Annotated in this window: 15 protein-coding genes and 3 pseudogenes; 9 read left to right on the top strand and 9 right to left on the bottom strand. The window is 66.4% G+C overall.

The features are described from left to right. The first annotated feature begins 37 nt into the window (after positions 1–37). Complete coding sequence (locus OG568_RS53265) at positions 38–1720, top strand: FAD-dependent oxidoreductase (RefSeq protein WP_329537286.1); 1683 nt, start codon at positions 38–40, stop codon at positions 1718–1720. A gap of 120 nt (positions 1721–1840) precedes the next feature. Next, on the top strand, positions 1841–2476 hold the full coding sequence (locus OG568_RS53260) for a TetR/AcrR family transcriptional regulator (protein ID WP_329537285.1): 636 nt from the start codon (positions 1841–1843) through the stop codon (positions 2474–2476). 145 nt (positions 2477–2621) lie between these two features. Here the strand turns inward: OG568_RS53260 and OG568_RS53255 are convergent, their stop codons facing one another. The 6 genes and pseudogenes from OG568_RS53255 to OG568_RS53225 all read right to left on the bottom strand — a co-directional run bounded on the left by OG568_RS53255 (position 2622) and on the right by OG568_RS53225 (position 8480). Next, positions 2622–3629 carry a zinc-binding dehydrogenase gene (locus OG568_RS53255; RefSeq protein WP_329537283.1) on the bottom strand — a complete coding sequence of 336 codons (1008 nt, stop codon included), beginning with the start codon at positions 3627–3629 and terminating at the stop codon, positions 2622–2624. Between the two features lie 56 nt (positions 3630–3685). Then, positions 3686–4303, bottom strand: coding sequence for an NADPH-dependent F420 reductase (locus OG568_RS53250; protein WP_329537282.1), 618 nt, complete (start codon positions 4301–4303; stop codon positions 3686–3688). Between the two features lie 117 nt (positions 4304–4420). Continuing rightward, positions 4421–5395 carry a zinc-dependent alcohol dehydrogenase family protein gene (locus OG568_RS53245; protein WP_329537281.1) on the bottom strand — a complete coding sequence of 325 codons (975 nt, stop codon included), beginning with the start codon at positions 5393–5395 and terminating at the stop codon, positions 4421–4423. 1105 nt (positions 5396–6500) lie between these two features. Beyond that, positions 6501–7034, bottom strand: a pseudogene (locus tag OG568_RS53235) (IS6 family transposase); the annotation flags it as partial. A gap of 302 nt (positions 7035–7336) precedes the next feature. Further along, on the bottom strand, positions 7337–7576 hold the full coding sequence (locus OG568_RS53230) for a hypothetical protein (protein ID WP_329537280.1): 240 nt from the start codon (positions 7574–7576) through the stop codon (positions 7337–7339). Positions 7577–7856: 280 nt separating this feature from the next. Continuing rightward, entirely contained in the window at positions 7857–8480 is a 624-nt protein-coding gene (locus tag OG568_RS53225; protein WP_329537279.1) for a TetR/AcrR family transcriptional regulator, read from the bottom strand. Between the two features lie 184 nt (positions 8481–8664). Here OG568_RS53225 and OG568_RS53220 point away from each other — a divergent pair, with 184 nt between their 5' ends. From OG568_RS53220 to OG568_RS53205, 4 genes are all read left to right on the top strand, one after another. Beyond that, positions 8665–10311 carry an MFS transporter gene (locus OG568_RS53220; RefSeq protein ID WP_443077943.1) on the top strand — a complete coding sequence of 549 codons (1647 nt, stop codon included), beginning with the start codon at positions 8665–8667 and terminating at the stop codon, positions 10309–10311. Between the two features lie 187 nt (positions 10312–10498). After that, positions 10499–11401 (top strand): NmrA family NAD(P)-binding protein, encoded by a 903-nt coding sequence (locus OG568_RS53215; protein ID WP_329537278.1) that lies wholly within the window; start codon positions 10499–10501, stop codon positions 11399–11401. 284 nt (positions 11402–11685) lie between these two features. Next, complete coding sequence (locus OG568_RS53210; protein ID WP_329537277.1) at positions 11686–11970, top strand: hypothetical protein; 285 nt, start codon at positions 11686–11688, stop codon at positions 11968–11970. An 871-nt stretch (positions 11971–12841) separates the two neighbouring features. After that, positions 12842–13822 carry a helix-turn-helix domain-containing protein gene (locus OG568_RS53205; protein WP_329537276.1) on the top strand — a complete coding sequence of 327 codons (981 nt, stop codon included), beginning with the start codon at positions 12842–12844 and terminating at the stop codon, positions 13820–13822. A gap of 224 nt (positions 13823–14046) precedes the next feature. Here OG568_RS53205 and OG568_RS53200 read toward each other — a convergent pair. Continuing rightward, positions 14047–14286 (bottom strand): annotated as a pseudogene (locus tag OG568_RS53200) (IS6 family transposase); the annotation flags it as partial. Positions 14287–14527: 241 nt separating this feature from the next. Between OG568_RS53200 and OG568_RS53195 the strand changes: the two are divergent. From OG568_RS53195 to OG568_RS53185, 3 genes and pseudogenes are all read left to right on the top strand, one after another. Next, positions 14528–14849, top strand: a pseudogene (locus OG568_RS53195) (DNA helicase); the annotation flags it as partial. 707 nt (positions 14850–15556) lie between these two features. Then, entirely contained in the window at positions 15557–16972 is a 1416-nt protein-coding gene (locus tag OG568_RS53190; RefSeq protein WP_329537275.1) for an AAA family ATPase, read from the top strand. Between the two features lie 49 nt (positions 16973–17021). Next, complete coding sequence (locus OG568_RS53185) at positions 17022–17297, top strand: hypothetical protein (RefSeq protein WP_329537274.1); 276 nt, start codon at positions 17022–17024, stop codon at positions 17295–17297. A gap of 56 nt (positions 17298–17353) precedes the next feature. Here OG568_RS53185 and istB read toward each other — a convergent pair whose 3' ends face one another. Both istB and istA read right to left on the bottom strand, forming a co-directional pair. Further along, positions 17354–18172 carry an IS21-like element helper ATPase IstB gene (istB, locus tag OG568_RS53180; protein ID WP_329533421.1) on the bottom strand — a complete coding sequence of 273 codons (819 nt, stop codon included), beginning with the start codon at positions 18170–18172 and terminating at the stop codon, positions 17354–17356. Continuing rightward, positions 18172–19452, bottom strand: a complete 1281-nt coding sequence (istA, locus tag OG568_RS53175) for an IS21 family transposase (protein ID WP_329533422.1) — start codon at positions 19450–19452, stop codon at positions 18172–18174. The genes istB and istA overlap by 1 nt, the downstream gene beginning before the upstream one ends. Positions 19453–19533: the final 81 nt, after the last annotated feature.

The raw sequence follows: 19533 nt of genomic DNA, 5'->3' as shown, positions 1-19533 counted from the left end.
CTGCTGGTGTGGATGCCTCGATCCAGGGGAGCTGATCATGCCCTCGCGACAACCAGGCCGCCGAATCTGGGGCGATAGAGCCTATCCTCGCCTTGAGAAAGACCAGCTGGCCCGACTTTTCGAGTTCGGCGTTCCACAGAACATCTCCGAAGGGCAATTCATATTCCGGCTGGGAGATGACAAGTATGACCTGGTGGTAATCGATGAAGGTCAGCTTGAAATCATCAGGGAGGCAGGGCCTGGCTATCCCGAGGAGGTGATTGTAACCTTCGGGCCCGGGGAATTTGTCGGCGAACTCAGTATTCTCACGGGGCAGTTCGTGTATCTCCCTGCCCGCGCCGCCACGGGTGGTCTCATATATCGAATTCCACCCGACCGGTTTCGCTTGCTGATGGAAACCGAGACCGCGCTCTCCGACATCCTGCTCACCGCGTTCAGGGCTCGACGTGAGATTTTGATGGAGTCTGCCTCGCATACCATCGAGGTCATCGGAGGCTCTTCCTCTGCCGAGTGCATGGCGCTGCGGTCGTACCTTGAACACATGGCACTTCCGTATCGCTGGATGGACGACGCAAGCCCCGACGGATTGCTGCTGATGGGTCTTGCTTCGCTCACCGCAGGTGATTTGCCTGCCGTTCTCCTTCCGGGGCGCTCGCTGCGCAACGCCACACCCGGAAGCCTCGCGATGAATCTGGGACTGTCACATGAAAGAATCAAGGATGAAGAGATAGACCTCGCTGTCATCGGGGGTGGCCCTGCCGGGCTGGGTGCCGCGGTGTATGGATCATCAGAAGGACTCGGAACTGTCCTGCTTGACGCCGTGGGTCCTGGAGGGCAGGCAGCAGCAAGTTCCCGCATCGAGAACTACTTGGGATTTCCTAACGGAATCAGCGGTGCAGAACTGACCCGCCTTGCCGCCGTGCAGGCGCTGAAATTTGGATCTCGCCTCTACTCGCCTTCGCGTGCCGTAGGTCTCCAGCCCCTTGCCGGCCGGATACAGATTTCTCTGTCCGACGGCACGGATATTCTTGCGCGCGCCGCGATTATCGCCACCGGCGCCCGCTATCAGTCCCTTCCAATCGCCCGCTGGAAACACTTCGAAGGTGCGGGAATTTATTACGCTGCGACTGAGCTGGAAGTCCGTTCTTGCGCAGGCAGATCGGTGGCCGTGCTGGGAGGGGCGAACTCTGCAGGCCAAGCGGCTCTGTTCCTGGCCGGTAAATCAATTGCAGTGAACATCATCCTGCGCCGCGACAACATAGGGGCTCGCATGTCTTCCTATCTTGTTCGCCGCCTCCTAACGGATCCGCGCGTTACCGTGCACACGTCGAGCGAAGTGACAGCACTCGAAGGGGAAGACTCTCTGGAGGCCATCACGATCAGAAATTCCGCCACTGGCGTCGAATCTCTGCTGAGATGTGGCGGGCTTTTCTGTTTCATAGGTGCAAAACCGGCAACCGATTGGCTGAATTTGGCCTGCGCAGCCGACAAGGACGGATTCATATATACCGATGTGTACATTGCCGACAAAGATCTGGGACCGTCCTGGCAGGAACTGCAGCGCCCCCCTCTTCCCTTTGAAACGAGTATTCCCCGCGTCTTTGCCGCAGGCGATGTACGGCATGGGTCAATCAAGCGTGTGGCCGCCGCGGTCGGCGAAGGGACCTCCGCCGTTTCTTCCGTTCATCGGGTCATAGGGGTTCCCGGGGTGCCCTTCTGAGGGCGAGCGGGGCGGGCACAAGCTGGGCCGTCGGGCGAGCCGGTGTCGCAAGCCTCGAAAAAGGCTCGTACTGCCCTGCCTTCTCCCCGTAATGCCCCACACACGGCGTACAGTTTTCTCATGGCCCGGCCTCGGCAGTTTGACGACGAGGAGGTTGTGCGGGCTGCTCGCGACCAGTTCTGGTCCCACGGTTACGACCGAACCTCCATCGACGATCTGAGCGCCGTCACAGGCTTGGGACGCGGAAGTCTGTACGGGGCCTTCGGAGACAAACACGCCCTGTTTCTGCAGGCTCTGGACAGCTACAACAGTGACGCGATCGAAGCCTGGCGTTCGGCTCTGCGCGGCCCGGGACCGGCCCTGCCTCGGCTGGAACACCTCGTACGCGACATTTCCGAAGCGATCAGCAGGGACGTGGAGCGGCGCGGCTGCATGATGGCCAGGAGCGCCACGGAGCTCGCCGCAGTCGACAAGAGCGTTGCCGAGCGGACTGCTGCCACCGTCCGCGGGCTGTACGGCGAGCTGTCGGACTGTATCGCCCGGGCCCAAGAGGAGGGCTCGCTGGATGCCGACGCGGACACGGAAGGGCTCGCAAGCCTTCTCCTTGCTGTACTGCGAGGACTGGAGTCCCTGGGCAGGGCGGGAGCCGCATCGGAGGTTGTCATCGGGGCTGCCAAGCAGGCTCTGGCCCTTCTGCCCCGCGCTTCGACGAACGAGCGGGCGCCGGATCGGCAGAAGGGCCGTTCAGCGCCGTGACCCGGTCCTCACGTGGACGGCCCTTGGGGTTCAGGGCCAGGGCCGCACGACGGGGGGTCTTGCCCCGCCAGGCGTCGCGGGCGCCGCCTGGCCATCGTGTGCAAGTCGCTTACGAACAGGACGATCAGCAGCAGCACAGGGGCGCCTACCAGGGGCGGATGAGGACGGTGCCGACCTTGCCGGGCCGTTGCGCGTGTTCCACGGCCTCTGCCAGGTCACCAAGACCATAGGTGCCGGCTACGTCGAACTGGTCCTTGGCCGCCATCGCGATCAGCTTCGCGGCGGCGACATCGGATGCCTGCCTGTCGAGGGAGGTGTCCGAGATCCAGTGGCCGACGGTCTTGCCGCGCAGCGTCAGCGATTTGTGCAGCAGCGTCGACGCCGGCAGCGAGATCGGCTCCGCGGCCATCTGCCCGTAGCAGACGAGTGTTCCGCCCGGCGCGAGGAGGTCCACAAGGCTCTCGGCGAGTTTCCCGCCGATGGGATCGAGTGCCACGCTCACCGGACGGCCGTGGGCCGCGCCGCGGACGTCGTCGGTCCAGCCTGCATGGTCCGTCGTCACCACCGGCACATCCGGGAAGCGGTCACGCAGTTCCGCTGCACCACGTTCGCTGCGGACGACGTTGACGAGCGAGATGTTGTGGGCCAGGCTCACGGCGGTCAGCAGACGTCCGACCGACGAACCGGCGGCAGTCTGCAGCAGCACACCGTCGTACCCGATGGACGCGCGCGCCTCCGCCTCGCGGCGCAGCATCACGGCGGTGATCGGGTTCACCAGCATCTGCGCGGCGACCTCGTCCGACACCCCTGCCGGTACGGCGACCACCGCCTGGGCGGCCGCCACGATCCGCTGGGACCAGGCGCCCGGGTGCGGGAAGACCGTCACCCGCGCGCCGGGCTCGACCCCCGGCGCCACCGGGGTGCCCGGGCCGATGGCCTCCACCACGCCAGTGGCCTCGACACCGGCTGGGACGGGTTGTCCGCTGTCGCCTGGATATGCCTCGACGGCTTGGAGATCGCCGGGGTGAACGGGGAACGCGGTGACGCGGACGAGTACTTGACCGGTCTGGGGCGCTGCCGGCTGGGGCTCCTCGATGACGGTCAGGACATGGGCGGGCGACCCGCCGCGGGTGTAGACGACACGACGGCTCATGACGCTCCTCCTGTGTGTTCGGCGTGCGTGGCCGGGGGTGAGCGAGGTCTGGGTCGTCAGCCGGCATCCTGAAGCAGGAAGTGCCGTGCGCTGAGCGGGCCGTCGAGCTGCATCAGCCGGCCGCCCTCCCGCAGACCGCCAAGGTCCAGGGCGGCGAATCCGAACTGGTCCAGCAAAGCAGTCACGGCCGCCTTCGCGTCGGCGTCGTCGCCCGCGTAGAAGACCACTTGGCGGCCTTCCTCGTGCTGGGGGTCCGCGGCGATGAATGCGGCGAACAGGCTGTTGAACGCCTTCACGATCCGCGCTCCGGGAAGGCGCTCGGCGACCCATTCGCTGCCCGTGAGGTCACCGACGTCGTACCGGCCCCGCCAGGGGTTGGCCTCGGCGAACTGATTCGTCGTGTCGACGACGATCTTCCCGGACCAGTCGGTAAGGCTGGTCAGGTCCGGCACTGCGGGGAACGGCACCGCGAGGAAGATGAGGTCCGGCTGCGCCGCCACCTTTGCTGTCACGGCGTGGGCCTTCGGCCCCAGCTGCTCCACGACTGCCTTGAGTGTCTCCGGGCCCCGGCTGTTGCCGATGAGTACCTCATGTCCGTGACGGACGGCCTTGTCGGCGACGGCCCGGCCGATCTCTCCCGCGCCGACAATGCCGATGGTGCTGTGTGCGGCCATGCTGCCCCTCCTTGATCGTATGCGGGGCCGTGGCGGCGCCCCGGCAGCGGCGGTGTGATCGGGGCCGACCGCTTTCTTCCGGCGTGGTCCCGGCTTCAGCCGCAGGTGCGACGGTGCCTACGCGCGATGCGGGTTGAAGTCCAGGAGGACCTTGCCGTTCTCTCGGAAGTACGCGAGCGCCTCGAGAAAGTCCGCCGCCTTGTAGACGGGCGCGGAGGGCAGGACGAGTCTTCCCTCGGAGACCAGCCGCGCGGACTCCGCGTTCAAAGCCGGAAGCCGGGGAAGAAACTCGTCCTGGTACATCCAGAATTCCGTCGTGGTGATGTTCTTCGTCCTCAACACGTCAGGATCGGGCGTGAACGGCTGGCCGCTCAAATACCCGTAGATCGCCAGCAGGGCGCCGTCGGTCAGTACGTCCAACAACAGCGCAGTCGCCGCTCCGCTGACACCGTCAAGGCCGAGGAGCACCGGATCGGATCCGATGGCTTCCCGCACGCGCGCGCCGACGTCCGCGGAGTCGACCACCACGATGTCGGCGCCGAGGTCATGGAGTTCGCTCATGAGTTCCGTGCGGCGCACGATGTTGATCGTGCGCAGCCCTCGTTCCTTGGCGAACACAATGACGGACCGGCCTACCCCGCTGTTGGCGGCGTTCTGCACCATCCAGGAACCGGCCGGAAGGTCACGCAGGCTGACCAGGAGCCCCGCGCTGACGGGATTGATGGTGAGCATCGCTGCCTGTTCAAGACTGATGGACTTGTCCACGACGGTCAGGTCTGCTGCCTTGGCCACGACCCGCTCGGACCAGGAAAAGACGCCGAAGGGAAGCAGGACCCTCTCGCCGGAACGCACCTCCGTGACGCCGGGCCCTACGGACACGACCGTCCCGACACCCTCGTTTCCAATAGTGGTCGGCAGCTCAGGACGTACGGGGTAGATACCTTGCGCCAGGAGAAGGTCATGGTGGTCGAGCGGGGCATACTCGACCTGGACCAGCGTCTGTCCGGCGGTGGGAGCCGGGGGCTCGGGCACGTCCACCACCTCCAGGCTCTTCTCCGGCTCCCCGAACTGCGTGAGGTGAATGGCGAGCATGGGACACGACTCCTCGCTTCGTCGCCTCGTCGAAATTCGAGACATCGCCTGTGGATGTCGATGGCCCGGTCCCCGAGGATTTCCACGGCTGTATCCAGCTCGGTTCTGCTCCGGCCCGTGCGGTACGCGGTGGAGCCCTCGGCGACGAACCGACGGGCTACAGCCGGACCGATCCCGGTCGAGCAGCCACCAAACTGACCTTGCCATCAAGCTGTCCCAGGATGTCCACTCCTTCCTCGATGTGGCTCACCCGGAGAGCTGGAGAAAGCACAGCACCCCGACACGCGGCAACGCATGCACGTTCGCCTTGTGACGCCGTCGCCGACGACGGAGTACTCCGCCACGCCACCTCACAGACCGCACGACATAGTCGGATTTGTACCTACCAGTAAAGAACCCGAATCGGGGCACTGCAACCGGAGGGGCACTGAGGTCTTCTCGGCAACCTGAAGGTTGCAGTGCGTGACGACCCGCTGGACGGCGGCATGGTGACCCGGCGTCAGGCGTGGAGGCTTCACGCGTTGACCTGTGTCACCTGGGCGGCGGTGCTCAATGTCCGTCGGGAGACCGCCGAGTACGTCGCGAGTAGTGACGCCTGGCCCGCAACCCCGCCGGGGAGCTCGTCGGCCCGAGCGTCCCGGGCCGCCACTACGGAGACCGGCGAGCTCGGTTCATCCGTCGACGCTGCACCCGCCGATCAAGAACGAACGTCACAGCTAATGGACGCGGCGACCTGGGGAACTCGCGACAGCTGTATACACGAAACTCACCAGCACCAACCACCAGCCCCCACTTATACTCCCTCGATGAACGCCATGCGGTGCACTCAATGCGGTCAGGTCGGGCTTGAGCAGGGCTTTGTTAGTGACAGTGGTCAGGGTTCCCGCGGGTACGCGCGATGGTTCGGAAGCCTCCTTGATCGGGGCATAATGGGCATAGCTAAGACGCGGGGCCTGCCGCAATGGCAGATCGATGCCTTCCGCTGCCCGAACTGCGCGCACCTGGAACTTTTCGCCGTCCAGCGATTGAACCTTCGTCGGTAACGTCTCGCGACGGTTCGTGATCTTCGTTCAGGTGGTGCGGCCGTGCTCCATCTGGAGCAGGGAGCGCGTTCGGCGACGCCGTGGATGCCGCGGATCACCTTGTTGAACGCCTTCTGCTTGAGGTCGAGTTCGCGTCCCTGAGGCTTCTTGGCGGGGTGACGGAAGCCAGGGCCAGCGTTCTCGTGGCCGAGGTCGGTCAGGGCCGGGATGCCCAAGGTGGCGGCGAGGGGTGATGTCACGTCACCACGGCGGAAGAAGCGTCGGGCGGCGGCCTTGTCCCGCCGGATCCGGACGAGGATGTCGAGTACGTTGCCGTCCTGGTCGACGGCCCGCCACGGGTACTTCAGCTCCCCGTTGGTCCTGACGTACACCTCGTTCAGGTGCCACTTGCCGCCGGGCCGGAGCCGGCGGCGGCGCAGTCCGTTCGCGTATGTCTGGCCGAACTTGGCGCACCCGCGGCGGATGGTCTCGTAGGAGACGATGACGCCTGGCTGGAGCATCAGCTCCTCGACCTCGCGGTAGGACAGAGGGAAGCGGAAGTACAGCCACACGCAGCGGGAGATCACCTCGCCCGGGTACCGGTCCCCCCGTACGATGGCGCGGCCCTCGTTTCACCCGTTGCCGAGAGGCTGCCCATTCAATTCACGGGCCGTTGAACTCGGCGGTGCAAGCAGGGCAGCCGTGGTGCACGGCGCGCCGCCCTCATCGACCACGCTGAACGCCGAAGCCTCGACCAAACGCCCAACTGGTGGGGCTCGCCGTTACAATCGATGATCAAACGCGGGACTGGCTCGCAATGTGTGGTGTCCCGCACTCGGAGTCTGACGCGCATCGCCGGGCGCGGGACCTGCTTCCTCTTCGCGGCCGCTCGCAAACAACGCTGGACGATCACACGTGATCAGCACACGTGCTGGTACGGCAGCTCGGGGAGGTAGGTCTCCCACTGGTCGTGTGTCAGTCCTCCGCCAGCCCGTCGGCACACGATGGCGACGATGCGGTCCGGGTCCACGGCGTATGTGCGCAGCGGTACGTGCTCACCCGCGACCTGCAGCGTCCGGCCGTCGGGACTGAAGGAGAGGGCCAGGACCGCGTCCTCGGAGCTGGGCAGGGGCGAACCCAGGCGCTGGGCGGAGTCCATGTCCCAGAGTGACTTTGAGGCGTTCTGCACCCTGTACCGGGATCGCCACCTGGACTGCTCGCGAGTTGCGGTATTCCTGATGGGGACCTCTGAGAACGGCCGGTCTGCTCACTTCTCCGTTTGATCCGGCCTTCTACGAGTAGAGCAGTTCACCGAGATCGCCGGTGCGCTCGCCCTGCTTGTCGAGAGCCGCCCACCCCGTCGATTCGCACAGCCGGCTCGACCTCATCGGCGGGGCGCTTTGTCGGAGAGCGGGACGCCGGCGCCGACGCCCGGATCGTCAACCGGTGGTGGCAGGAGAGCTGGCCCCCGAACCTGGCCTTTCGGATTCCCTGGTGTCAATCTCGGTCAGAGCTGTTCGCGCGGCCTGCAGCAGTTCTTCGGAGAGCGGGTTGCCGCGGGTTGCGCGGGCGAGGGCGAGGGCGCCGACCAGCGTGCAGAACTGGGCCAGGCCGTCGTCGTCGCCGGTGGCCAGCCGGGCGGCGCGGTTCCGTACCCCGTTGACGTAGATCTCGCGAGAGCCGGCGGCCTGGTCGGGCTCGCGCCCGAGGTCGGCGGCGAATCCGGAGACCGGGCAGCCTTCCGCAGCGTGATCGCGGTGCCAGATCGAGAGATAGTCGTCGATCATCGCCTGGCGGGCGGCCTCGTGGTCCTCACCTTCCTCCGGCGTGACCGCTGCGGCCGCAGAGTAGGGCGCCGGATTCTCGAAGGCGTGAGTGATGGCCTCATCGACGAGGTCTTCCTTCGATGCGAACTGCTTGTAGAACCCGCCGTGAGTGAGCCCGGCGGCCTTCATCAGATCGGCGACGCTCACCGCGGTGCCCTTCTCGCGGAACATCCGGGAGGCGGTGGCGACGACGCGCTGCCGGTTTTCCTGTGCCTGTGCCTGGGACACGCGCCCCATGGGATCACTCTCCTCTGATGGATGTCGATTGACATCTATCGTACCTCTTGTTTAGATGGCATACGAAATCTAATTGGCCGGATCGCCCGCCGGGCCGAGTAGGGCCTGGCACCGCCTCCATCGTCCGAGGCCCGCGTGCTCCGCTCCGAAATCGCATCATCACTGACAGCACTGGAGAACTCCTGTGTCCTCACCGCCCGGCCCCACCAAGTCCTCGACGCCCGCCGCGTCCACGCCGCCCGTGCCGCCGAGCCAGGGAAGAAGGGTTCCCGAGGCGGTCCACCGCCGACGCTGGGCGATCTTGACCGTGCTCCTGTTCAGCCTCCTGGTGGTGATGCTGGACAACTCGATCCTCAACGTGGCGATGAAGACCATCGCCCAGCCCGCTCCCACCGGTCTCGGGTCCACCCAGAGCCAGTTGGAGTGGGCGGTGAACTCCTACACGCTGGTCTTCGCCGGACTGCTGTTCACCGCGGGCCTGCTCGGTGACCGCCTCGGCCGCAAGAAGGTGCTGCTCTTCGGCATGCTGGTGTTCGGCGTGGGCTCCGTGCTCTCCGCGATGTCGGAGTCCTCCGGGCAGCTCATAGTCTTCCGGGCCGTGATGGGCTTCGGCGGCGCGTTCATCCTGCCCGCCACGCTCGCGATCATCATGAATGTCTTCGAGCGCGAGGAGCAGCCCAAGGCCATCGGGATCTGGACCGGTGTGGTTGGTTTCGCCATCGCTCTTGGCCCCATCACCGGCGGCATCCTGCTGGAGCACTTCTGGTGGGGCTCGGTCTTCCTGGTCAACGTGCCGATCGTGGTCGCGGCGATGACCGCGATGGCCGCGATCGTCCCCGACTCCAAGGACCCCAAGCCCGGCAGGCTCGACCCGTTCGGCGTGCTGCTGTCGATCGTCGGTCTGGCACTGCTGGTCTACGGCATCATCAAAGGCGGCCAGTACGGCGACTTCACCCGGCCCGAGTCCTGGGCGATGATCCTCGCCGGCCTGGCGGTCGTCGTCGGCTTCGTGGTCTACGAGGCCCGCAGCGACCACCCGGCCCTCGACGTCACGTACTTCCGCAACCGGCGGTTCTCCGCGTCCGTCGCCGCCATCGGCCTGGTCTTCTTCGCCCTCATGGGTGTCACGTTCTTCAGCGTCTTCTACAACCAGAGCGTCCGCGGCTACAGCGTCCTGCAGTCCGGCCTGCTCGTGCTGCCACTGGCCGTCTCTCAGATGTTCTTCGCCCCGCGCGCGCGGCTGGTCGTCAACCGCTTCGGTGCCCGAGCCGTGTGTGCCACCGGCCTGGTCCTGACCGCCGCGGCCTTCGCCGGCTTCCTGCTCCTCGGCCAGAACACTCCCATCTGGGTGCTGGAAGTGCTGTTCTTCCTGATGGGCACCGGGATGGCCCACGTGATGCCGCCTGCCACGGTCATGATCATGTCGTCGTTGCCGCGGGAGAAGGCCGGCTCCGGATCCGCGATCAACAACACCTTCCGGCAGGTCGGCGGGGCCATGGGCGTCGCCATGCTGGGATCCTTGCTGTCCACCAGCTACCGCAACGGCATCAATGGCCACCTGGGCATGTTGCCGCCCTCCGACCGGCCCGCCGCAGGTGAATCCGTCCAGGCGACCCTGGCTGTCGCCGAGAAGATGGGACCGGCTGGCCGAGCGCTGGTGCGGCCCGCGAACGACGCCTTCATCCACGCCATGCACATCGCCGCCATAGGTTCCGCGGCCGTCGCTTTGCTCGGCGCCGTCGTCGTGCTGGTCTTTCTGCCGCGCAAGGCCGCCGCCGCGGCTGCCGGCGCCGACGGATCCCAGCGCCAGACCCTGGAAGCCCAACAGTGATCCCCCGTCAGCCCGCGACACACCGCAGGCGACCGCCCGACCAATGCCGTCCCGCGCAACCGCCCGAGGCGATGGTCGAGACAACCTTCGAAGAACGCTCTCGCGGGGGCGAAGCCCGTGCCGCGTCGCCGACAGGTCCGATCACACCTCGACTCCGACATTCACCTCGTACGAAGGAGATCCACTGATGGTCACCAACAACCTTGTACTCATCCCCGGTGCCGGCGGCGTGGGCCGTACGGTCTTCGAGCAACTGCGCGCTCAGGACGTGCCGGTGCGCTTCATGGTGCGCCGCGAGGACGAGCGTGCGGCCGAGCTGCGGGCGCTCGGCGCGGAGGTGGTCGTCGGCGACCTGACCCGGCCCGAAACGGTGGCGGCCGCACTGCAGGGTGTGACGCGCATGTACTTCGGCATGGCTGTGTCGCCGCACCACCTGGTGGCGGCCACCATGGTGGCCTCCATAGCAAGGGAGTACGGACAGCTGGAAGCCCTGGTCGACCTGTCGCAGATGACCGTCTCGCAGATGACCGCCACCAGCACCGAGGAGTCCCACCAGCAACGGCTGCACTGGCTGGCGGAGCAGGTGCTGGACTGGTCCGGCCTGCCCGTGGTGCACATCCGGCCGACGGTGTTCCTGGACACTCCGCTGTTCACCGATCTGGCAGCCCGGACGATCAAGGAAAACAGCACGATCGCCCTGCCGTTCGGCACCGGACGCACCTCACCGGTCGCCGTGGACGATGTCGCACGGGTCCTCGCCACCGTGCTCCGCGATCCAGCTCCGCACATCGGGCAGGTCTACGAGCTGACCGGGCCGCGCTCGGTCGACATGACGGAACTGGCCACGGAATTCTCCCGGGCGCTGGGCCGCGAGGTCTCCTATGTAGACCTGCCCCCGCAGAGGTGGGAGGAACAGCTCCCCAAGCTGGGCCTGCCGCCGCACGTCGTCCAGCACATCATCACCATGGCCAAGCTGCACCGCGACAACCGCTACGACCGCACGACCGACGGCGTGGAGCGCGTGACGGGCGTCCCTCCTCAGTCGATCGAGGCGTTCGTGGCCGCCCGCAAGAACTTCTACCTGGGCTGAGCCACCCCCGATCAGCCGCCGTCCTGGGCCGGCGCCCGTATGTCCGAGGCTCGTCCTGGCATCAAGTCCACGTTCGGTCAGGTAGCCGTGAGCGGTGCCGCCCCGTCAGTTGGATTCGGAGCAGCGCTCTGTTCCGGTGTGCGGCGTTTGTGTACTTCACCGCGGTACCCGGGGCCATCGTGGCCGCGCAGGCCTGCGTCGACGCGCCTGACGGGAGCGGCAGCATCACCTCCTAGGCCACCGAGGTCGCCCTCCCGGCGACGGGCACGTGGAAGAGTTCCGGCGTGGGATGTGCGTGGGCCGACATCGTCCTCACCGCCCCGGAGGTGGGGCTGCCGCTGTTGTTCATCGAGGCCGACGACTGCACCGAGGAAGCCCCGATCATCGCGGCCAAGTGCGACAAGTACATGCGCCACTTCCACCGCAAGGTGAAGGACACCGACGGCCAGGACAATGGGCGATGGGCGCCTCGCTCCCCGCGGACCTCGTGGACAAGTTGCACACCGGAGTGCCGCGCCCGTCGGCGGCGGCGGCGAGGCACTCGCACCCCGATCCCGGCACCGGGCTGATGGAGGGGATGCTGCCGTGCGTGTCGGGCTGGGAGATCAACTACGACCTGGCGGTCAAGGCGGTCAAGGCGGTCAAGGCGGTCAGCGCGTGCTGGGCGGGATGCGAGTCGTGCCGGGAAGCGCGCCCCCCACGGTTGTCGCCCACCGGGCCGCCCTCGCCGGACTCGCCGAGGCGGTCTTCCTCACGGGCTCGCACGAGAGCGTGCAGCGCTCGCACTTTGCCGGTCCCGCCGCCCGGGCATGGATCGAGCGAGCGGCACGGCACGGCTTACACCAGCCGCGCCGAGGCCGCGCTGCGCGCCGTCGTACTGGTGAGGTCGCGTATTCGAATGTCGCCAATTCCTCCTAAGGTCCAGCCTGTTGGTGACCGTGTGTGGTCGCCGACTGCGTGTCGGCTCCAAGTCCCCCCGGCATCGGCTGAGAGTCGGTCGTGGTGACGAGGTGGTAGGCGAGGACCGACGACGGGGGCGGGCTGCTGACCGCTGCGGTGCGGTCCGGTGTCAATGGCCATGAATGGTACGGCGGCCGACCTCGACGCCGTGGCCACACCGGCAGGCCGCCCCCCCGAGCCGACCTCACACCTCCCGGCTGTTCAAGCAGTCCTCGGCCGCCACGTTCCCAATATCCGGGACCCGCACACCGCCGCAGCTCAGCGTGTTGCGCAAACTGCGCAATCCGGGTGGGCATCCAGTCCGCACACATCAGGCGCCGTGCGCAGCGTCATGCGCTTTGACCGGAGTTGGAGGGCCTTGGAGGGCCTGAGCGAGGTCTGGACGTTGCTTGCTGTGACTGGTGGACTTTTGTCCTGCCTTTCATTGGGGAGAGGTAAGGGGCAAGCCGTTCAAGGACTTGTGAAACGGCGAGGAGGGACATGCTGAGCGAGACGGTGTTCCGGAGCGATGATCTGCCGGCGGCGGACCGGTTCGACTGCTGGCGCGAGCTGGTCAGCCGGACCCATGCTCCGCTGGAGTTACGCAGCGACCATCGGGCGGATTTTCGGGCATCTCAACGTGTGCTCGACCTCGGTGCTGTATCGGTGTGGCCCACCACGTTCCAGCCGGTGTGCTTTCGGCGATCGTCGAAACTGATCCGGCAGTCGGATCCCGAGGGGCTGCACGTTTCTCTACCGTTGAGCGGGGCGCTGCGCACAGTGCGGGGTGAGGAGGAGGCCGAGTACGGTCCGGACAGCCTGTGTGTCGTCGACACATCGCGCACCGTCGACGTCCACGGGGGCGATGGCTCTCTTCCGCATACGGGAGTTGGGCTGGAGGTCCCGAAGGCTCTGTTGCCTCTGCCGCGGAACCGGCTGGACCACGTGACCGGTCTGCGATTGTCGGTGCAAGAAGGATTCGGCGCCTTGTTGAGGCAGCTGCTCACTCAGCTGGCGCGAGGCACCGATGCGTACCGGCCCGCCGATGGGCCGCGGCTCGGGTCCGTGGTGGTTGACCTGCTGTCAGCGCTGTTCGCCCAAGCCCTCGATGCGGAAAGCTCGCTTCCACCGGAAACTCGCCAGGAGACTCTTGTCTTACGCATCCGTGCGTTCGTGCGGGATCACCTTCACGACCCGAACCTGACTCCCGGCGCCATCGCTGCGGCGCACCACATATCCCGCAGCTACCTGTATCGACTCTTCGAGCACGAAGAGGAGTCGATCGCTGCCTGGATCCGTGGACAGCGCTTGGAAGGCGCCCGCCGCGACCTCGCGGAGCCCGCCCTCGGGGCCACCCCTATCCACGCCATCGCCGCCCGCTGGGGCTTTCCCCGGGCCGCCGACTTCACGCGTGCCTTCCGCTCCGCTTATGGCATTCCCCCAAGGGACTACCGCCAGAGAGCCCAGCGTTTCCCCGAGTAGACGCCACACCAATCAGGTGTGGATTCATCGCTAACGACGTCCTGCGAGCCGGGTCATGAACATCGCCGAACAGAATGGAGGGCCACGATGTATCTCAGTACGAAGGCACTCGCGATGTCGGCTGCCATGGTCGCGGTATGCGGCATAGCAGCTCCCGCCTGAGCCGAGGGCCATGCCCCGACACGCCATCAGACACCCACGCACCCAACAACGTGACAGCGCCCCTCGTCCAGGTGCCACTTGTCGCCGGGCCGGGGCCGGCGGCGCAGTCCGTTGGCGTAGGCCTGGCCGAACTTGGGGCACCAGCGGCGGATGGTCTCGTAGGAGACGACGACGCCTCGCTGGAGCATCAGCTCCTCGACTTCGCGGAAGCTGAGCGAGAAGCGGAAGTACAGCCACACGCAGTGGGAGATCACCTCGACCGGGTACCGGTGGCCCCTGTACGACGGCGGCACAGGCGACACCAGCGATTCCCTCCCAGCATGATCAACACGAAGATCGTCCCACCCGGGCAGCCAACGTGACAGTGCCCGGACCAGGTGTCAGCCCCCCGCCAACATCACCAACAGAGTCCCGTCCTTGGGTCAAGGCCCACACGAAGTACGGCTGCTTGCGGACCTTGCCCGTGTCGGGCGCCTTGACCTGACGCCGAAGCTGATCAGGTAGTCCGACCCCGAGAGACTGCATCTCTCTCCCATTGAGCGGCCGCTCGTCGACACCCACGGCATCGACGCCATCCTCAGCGCTGTTGCTCAACTCGTCCCCGAGCAACAGCGCTGAGGTCACCGTCTCCACCGCCCACAAGGCGAAGGGGCGTGAATGGGCGCAGGTGAAAATCGCCGACGACTTCACCCCGCCCAAGGACAGCGACCAGCTGGACGACACCGGCCGCGCGGTGCCCGGTCCGATCGATGACGGTGAAGCTCGCCTCGCCTACGTTGCCGTCACCTGTACCCGCCATCGTCTCGACATTGGTGGGCTGTCGTGGATTGAGGGTCGCCCTGCCTGTTTCTCTCACCGTCGCTGAAGGCAACAGGAGCGCATATGTACGCGGGCAGGGTGGGGGCTGCCGGGTGAACGAGACCGTGATGGGGCTCGTTGAGGCAGACGATTTGCGGCACGGTTTCCGGGAACCCGCGGGGCCCTCGTATTTCGTGAGTGACCGGGCAAATGCCGGCCCCTTTCTGCTGCTGATCGTTGGTTGTGGCCAACGGGCATGTTCGGCTGGTGGTCGTGGCTGTTCCGGTGCTGCGGTAGCAGATCGCAGAGCATGGAAATCACGGAAAGAATCACCGACACGGCGAGATCACCAGGTTCGTGCAGGCCGTGTCCGGCAGCGATAGCCGTAGCGAGTGCGGGGATGCAGGAGAGCAGCCTGTCCCGCGCGCCGACTGGCCGCGCAATATCAAGGGTGATGTGCACACAGCTGTGCTGTGGTGGCGGGCTGGTTGGGGCTGTATGCCGGGTACTGCCCTGGCGCATCGATGTGATCTGCAGGGGCATGAAGGCTCGCTTCCCTTGTGTTCATCGGGGCTTGTACCGCTCAGACTTCGCGGTTTGCACGGGGCATTCCAGACGTCCGCCTCGTCCGGCGGACGGCTACGGACGGGGCTGGGGCGGGCAGCATGTTGGTGATGGGAACCGCAGTCCAAGGAGGGACGTGACTTCATGGGCGTGGGACGACGTACTCAGAAGTGGGGTCCGCTGCGCGGCCGGAGCGAGCGGGACAACGCGGTGGCAGGGCTTCTGCGCGGCTGGCTGGACGAGGCGAGGCTGACTGGGGCGGACCTCTCGGCCAGGTTGGTGCCGGAGCACTTTGCTTCGGGTAGTTCTCCCGGACGCACGACGCTGTATGAACGTCTCGCCGGGCAAGGTATGGAATGGGACTTCGTCGAGGCAGTGGCGGACGTGGTGTCCGCCACTGCTCAAGAGCGTGAACGCCGCCTTGCCCGGGCACGCGCGCTCTGGCAGCAGCCCAGCGAGCCGGAGTTGACCGGGGCGGATGGGCAGCTCCCGGTCCGAGCCGTGTCCGAACTCGTCGTGCAGCAGCGCCGCTCACTGGAGCTGGCTGATCAGCTTCGGCGTGCCGAACTACGCAGTGCCGAGCTCGAACGCGTGCGTGACCGCGCTCAGCAGTTGACCATGGTTCTCCTGATGATGTCCGAACAGATTCGTCATACGGTGCTGACTCTTCGCGTACAGAGCGGCCGGGCCCGCGGCGGCTCAGCAGATGCCTCGCAGAGTAGTTGGGGCGAGCAGTTGCGCAGGAGCGAGCGCGAGCGGGCCCGTGCTGAAGCCGAACGGGACCGTGCCCAGAATCTGCTGGAGGAGCAGACAGCGAGGATCATGCAGCTCATCGAGGCCTTAGCCATGGTGAGAGAAACCCAGATCTCAAGCGTGCTGGAGAGCGCTCCCTGGCTTAGAGCCCCTTGGCCGTTCGTGCGCATGGACGGGCCCAGTCTGGATGACATAGACCTGGCCTTGCAGACAGCAGAGCAACGGCTGGATACCAACGCGGAGGATCTCGACCGCTACACCGAAGAGATGGCTGCCGATACGACCCTGCCGACCGTGCCCCGTGCACGACACGAAGGGTTCATCACCGCGATCATGCTTGGGCGTGTGCCCGATCCTACGGAGACGAAAGGTTTCAGGTTCGCAGAACCCTTCGTCTGGTCACTGCAGCGCGGGATCACGCTGGAAGCCGGTATCAGCCTGTTCGTGGGCCCCAATGGCAGCGGAAAGACCATGCTGCTGGAAGCAATCGCAGTGGTCACCGGATGCCGCTACGTCAACGGTGGCTACGAGGCCGAAGTCAGAGCAAGCAGCCGGATTCTCGCGCAATGTCTGGAGATTGAACAACGCGGTCATGACCGATTCCGCGGGGGATTGTTCGTCTCCCACCTCGGCTCGGCTCCACTGGGGGAGAACTCTGCCCAGGAACACCTTGGCCACTCCGACACACTCTTCCTGCTGGACGAGCCGTTAGCCGGTCTTTCCCAACGGCGGGCACAAGAGTTCATGAACTGGGCCACAGAGCGCGTCGCTGAAGGGTGTCAGATCATAATCACCGGTACCGATGCCGGTAGGTTGCCTTCCGGGGCACACATGCTTGAGTTCACCGCGGAAACCGGTGTCCGCACCTTGTGACCACATCGAGCACCAATGGAATGCGCACCGCGGTGGATGGTTCCCGCAGATGACCATCGCCCCGGACACCCTTACGGTCGTCGTCGACGGTGATGCACTCACCGGCGCCAGCCTGGAACTCAGCGATCCCGTCGGCCATCAGGTCCAGCCAGTTACCGGCCCCGGCACGCACACCTTCGCTCTTCCCGGCGGGCTTCCTCCCGAGAGTCTGCTCATGCTGCGCCGCGCAGACGAGTGGCTGGACTGGCGGCACTTCCCGGCCCCTTCGTATGGCCGCGCACGCGACGCCTCGGTGGTCTGGGGGGCATCTGTCGGCGGCGGCTGAATCCTGACCCGGTGTGGGCGGTCGAGTTCTGACCCACCGGGTCTGGTTGCCGGTGTTCAGTCGGTGTCGTGTGTGGCGGTGGGGACGCGTCCGAGTTGGCGTCCTCGCATGCGGTAGGAGTCGCCTTTGAGGGAGTGGACCTCGGCGTGGTGGACGAGGCGGTCGATCATGGCGGCGGCCACGGTCTCGTCGCCGAAGACCTCGCCCCAGCGTCCGAAGGGTTTGTTGCTCGTGACGATCACACTCGCTCTCTCGTATCGGTTCGAGACCAGCTGGAAGAACAGGTTCGCGGCCTCGGCTTCGAAGGGGATGTAGCCGACCTCGTCGACCACGATCAGCGGATAGCGGGACAGTTTGGTGAGCTCGGTCTGGAGGTGTCCGGCGTGGTGGGCGGCGGCCAGGCGGTCGACCCATTCGGCGGCGGTGGCGAACGCGACCCGGTGGCCGGCCTGGCAGGCGCGGACCGCGAGTCCGATCGCCAGGTGTGTCTTCCCGGTTCCCGGCGGTCCCAGAAAAACAGCGTTGTCCTTCGCGGCGATGAAGTCCAACGTGCCCAGATGGGCGAGCTGTTGGCGCGTTATGCCGCGCAGATGGGTGATGTCGAGTTCCTCGATCGTCTTGATCGCGGGGAAGCGGGCGGTGCGGATGCGGGCCTCGCCGCCGTGGGACTCGCGGGCGGAGACCTCCCGCTGGAGGCAGGCGACGAGGAACTCGGTGTGGGTCCAGGTCTCCTTCAGGGCGCGTTCGGCCAGGCGTTCGGCGGCGTCCAGCAGGGCCGGGGCCTTCATCGCCCGGGCCAGGAAGGACAGGTCGGCGGCGGTCTGACGGCCGGTCCTGGGCCCCGCCGCCGCGGCGGCGGTCTTGGTGGTGGGCATCAGGAGACCTCCGGATCATCGGCTTGGCCGCCGCCCTCGATGAGGGTGAACATGCGGTCATAGGAGTCGAGTTGGCGTTGTTCGACCTCGACGAGATCACTGGCGGTGGCGGCGTTGTGCCGGCGGGCGGCCTGGGCCTGGGAGGCTTGGTGGTGGCGGTAGTCGCCGCGCAGAACGGCGGCGGCGCGGGCATGGACCGGGTCGGTGATGGTCTGCTGCTTGGCCCAGCACCGTGGATGGCGGGCGACTTCCGCCCCGCCGGGGGCGAGGGTCACGACGACCTCGTCGGTGTCGGTGCGGACCTGGACTTTCTTGCCGATGGCCAGGGGGTGCACGGAGTAGTCGCAGGTGTCGACGCGGATGTAGTGGTCGCGGCCGATGCGGGTGGCGAAACGCCACCAGCGCGGCGGGTCGACCGGCGGCAGCGTGAGCATCTGGGCCCGGTCGGCTTCCCACCGGTCGACGGGGCGGGCGCCCAGGGTGCGGTGCTGGCGCCGGTTGGCGATGGCCAGCCAGGCGGTCAGCTGGGTGGTGAAGTCGTCGGGCCCGGTGAAGGTGCGGCCCGGCAGGAAGCTCGTCTCCAGGTAACCGTTGGCCCGCTCCACCAGCCCTTTCGCTTCTGGATCACGGGGCCGGCAGAGGTAGATCCGGGTGGCGAGCAGGCCCGCGAATGCGGCGAAGTCGCCGGTCACCTTGCCGCGGCCGATGCCGGCCTCGTTGTCCCAGACCAGCATCCGCGGGACCGCGTTCCAGCCGGTCAGCAGCTTCCAGTGGCCGTCGATCAGGTCGCCGGTGGTGCGGGTGGGCAGCATCCGTGCGGCGATGATCCGCGAGTATCCCGAGACCATCACGAGCACTGGAGGACGGCCGGACTGCCCGTATCCGAGCGGGATGTCGACGGGTGGGAACCACAGGTCGCACTGGGCCAGCTCGCCGGGCTGATAGGTGGTGCGTGAGACCGGATCGACGGGCAGATAGGCGGGCCGCAGCTCGCGTACGCGTTCCTTGAGGACGGTCATGCCACGGTCCCAGCCGATCCGCTCGGCGATCACCGTCGCGGGCATCGTCGGAGTCTGCTTCAAAAGCTCCCGGATCTGCGGCTCGACCGTGTCGACCGCCGAACCCTTCGCCGGCCGGGAGTAGAGCGGTGGCCGGTTGGTGGCCAGGGCCCGCTTCACGGTGTTCTTCGAGATGCCCAGCTGCCGGGCGATCGCCCGGATCGGCATCTGCTCGGCCCGGTGCAGCCTGCGGATCTCTGCCCAGTCCTCCACGGAAATCACCCTCTTCTCCTGACCTTCGATCAAGATCAGGTTGGTCAGAAGACCACGAAGTGGGTCAGTTTTGATCCGCCGTCAGAGGGT

This window comes from Streptomyces sp. NBC_01450 (assembly GCF_036227505.1).
GTDB lineage: Bacteria > Actinomycetota > Actinomycetes > Streptomycetales > Streptomycetaceae > Streptomyces.
Note: the sequence above shows the minus strand (reverse complement) of the source record. Positions and strands in the feature narration are given on the sequence as shown.

Coding starts and splice junctions, on each gene's coding strand:
- OG568_RS53265 (WP_329537286.1), top strand. CDS start 38: ATGCCCTCGCGACAACCAGGCCGCCGAATCTGGGGCGATAGAGCCTAT.
- OG568_RS53260 (WP_329537285.1), top strand. CDS start 1,841: ATGGCCCGGCCTCGGCAGTTTGACGACGAGGAGGTTGTGCGGGCTGCT.
- OG568_RS53255 (WP_329537283.1), bottom strand. CDS start 3,629: ATGAGCCGTCGTGTCGTCTACACCCGCGGCGGGTCGCCCGCCCATGTC.
- OG568_RS53250 (WP_329537282.1), bottom strand. CDS start 4,303: ATGGCCGCACACAGCACCATCGGCATTGTCGGCGCGGGAGAGATCGGC.
- OG568_RS53245 (WP_329537281.1), bottom strand. CDS start 5,395: ATGCTCGCCATTCACCTCACGCAGTTCGGGGAGCCGGAGAAGAGCCTG.
- OG568_RS53230 (WP_329537280.1), bottom strand. CDS start 7,576: ATGGACTCCGCCCAGCGCCTGGGTTCGCCCCTGCCCAGCTCCGAGGAC.
- OG568_RS53225 (WP_329537279.1), bottom strand. CDS start 8,480: ATGGGGCGCGTGTCCCAGGCACAGGCACAGGAAAACCGGCAGCGCGTC.
- OG568_RS53215 (WP_329537278.1), top strand. CDS start 10,499: ATGGTCACCAACAACCTTGTACTCATCCCCGGTGCCGGCGGCGTGGGC.
- OG568_RS53205 (WP_329537276.1), top strand. CDS start 12,842: ATGCTGAGCGAGACGGTGTTCCGGAGCGATGATCTGCCGGCGGCGGAC.
- OG568_RS53185 (WP_329537274.1), top strand. CDS start 17,022: ATGACCATCGCCCCGGACACCCTTACGGTCGTCGTCGACGGTGATGCA.
- istB (WP_329533421.1), bottom strand. CDS start 18,172: ATGCCCACCACCAAGACCGCCGCCGCGGCGGCGGGGCCCAGGACCGGC.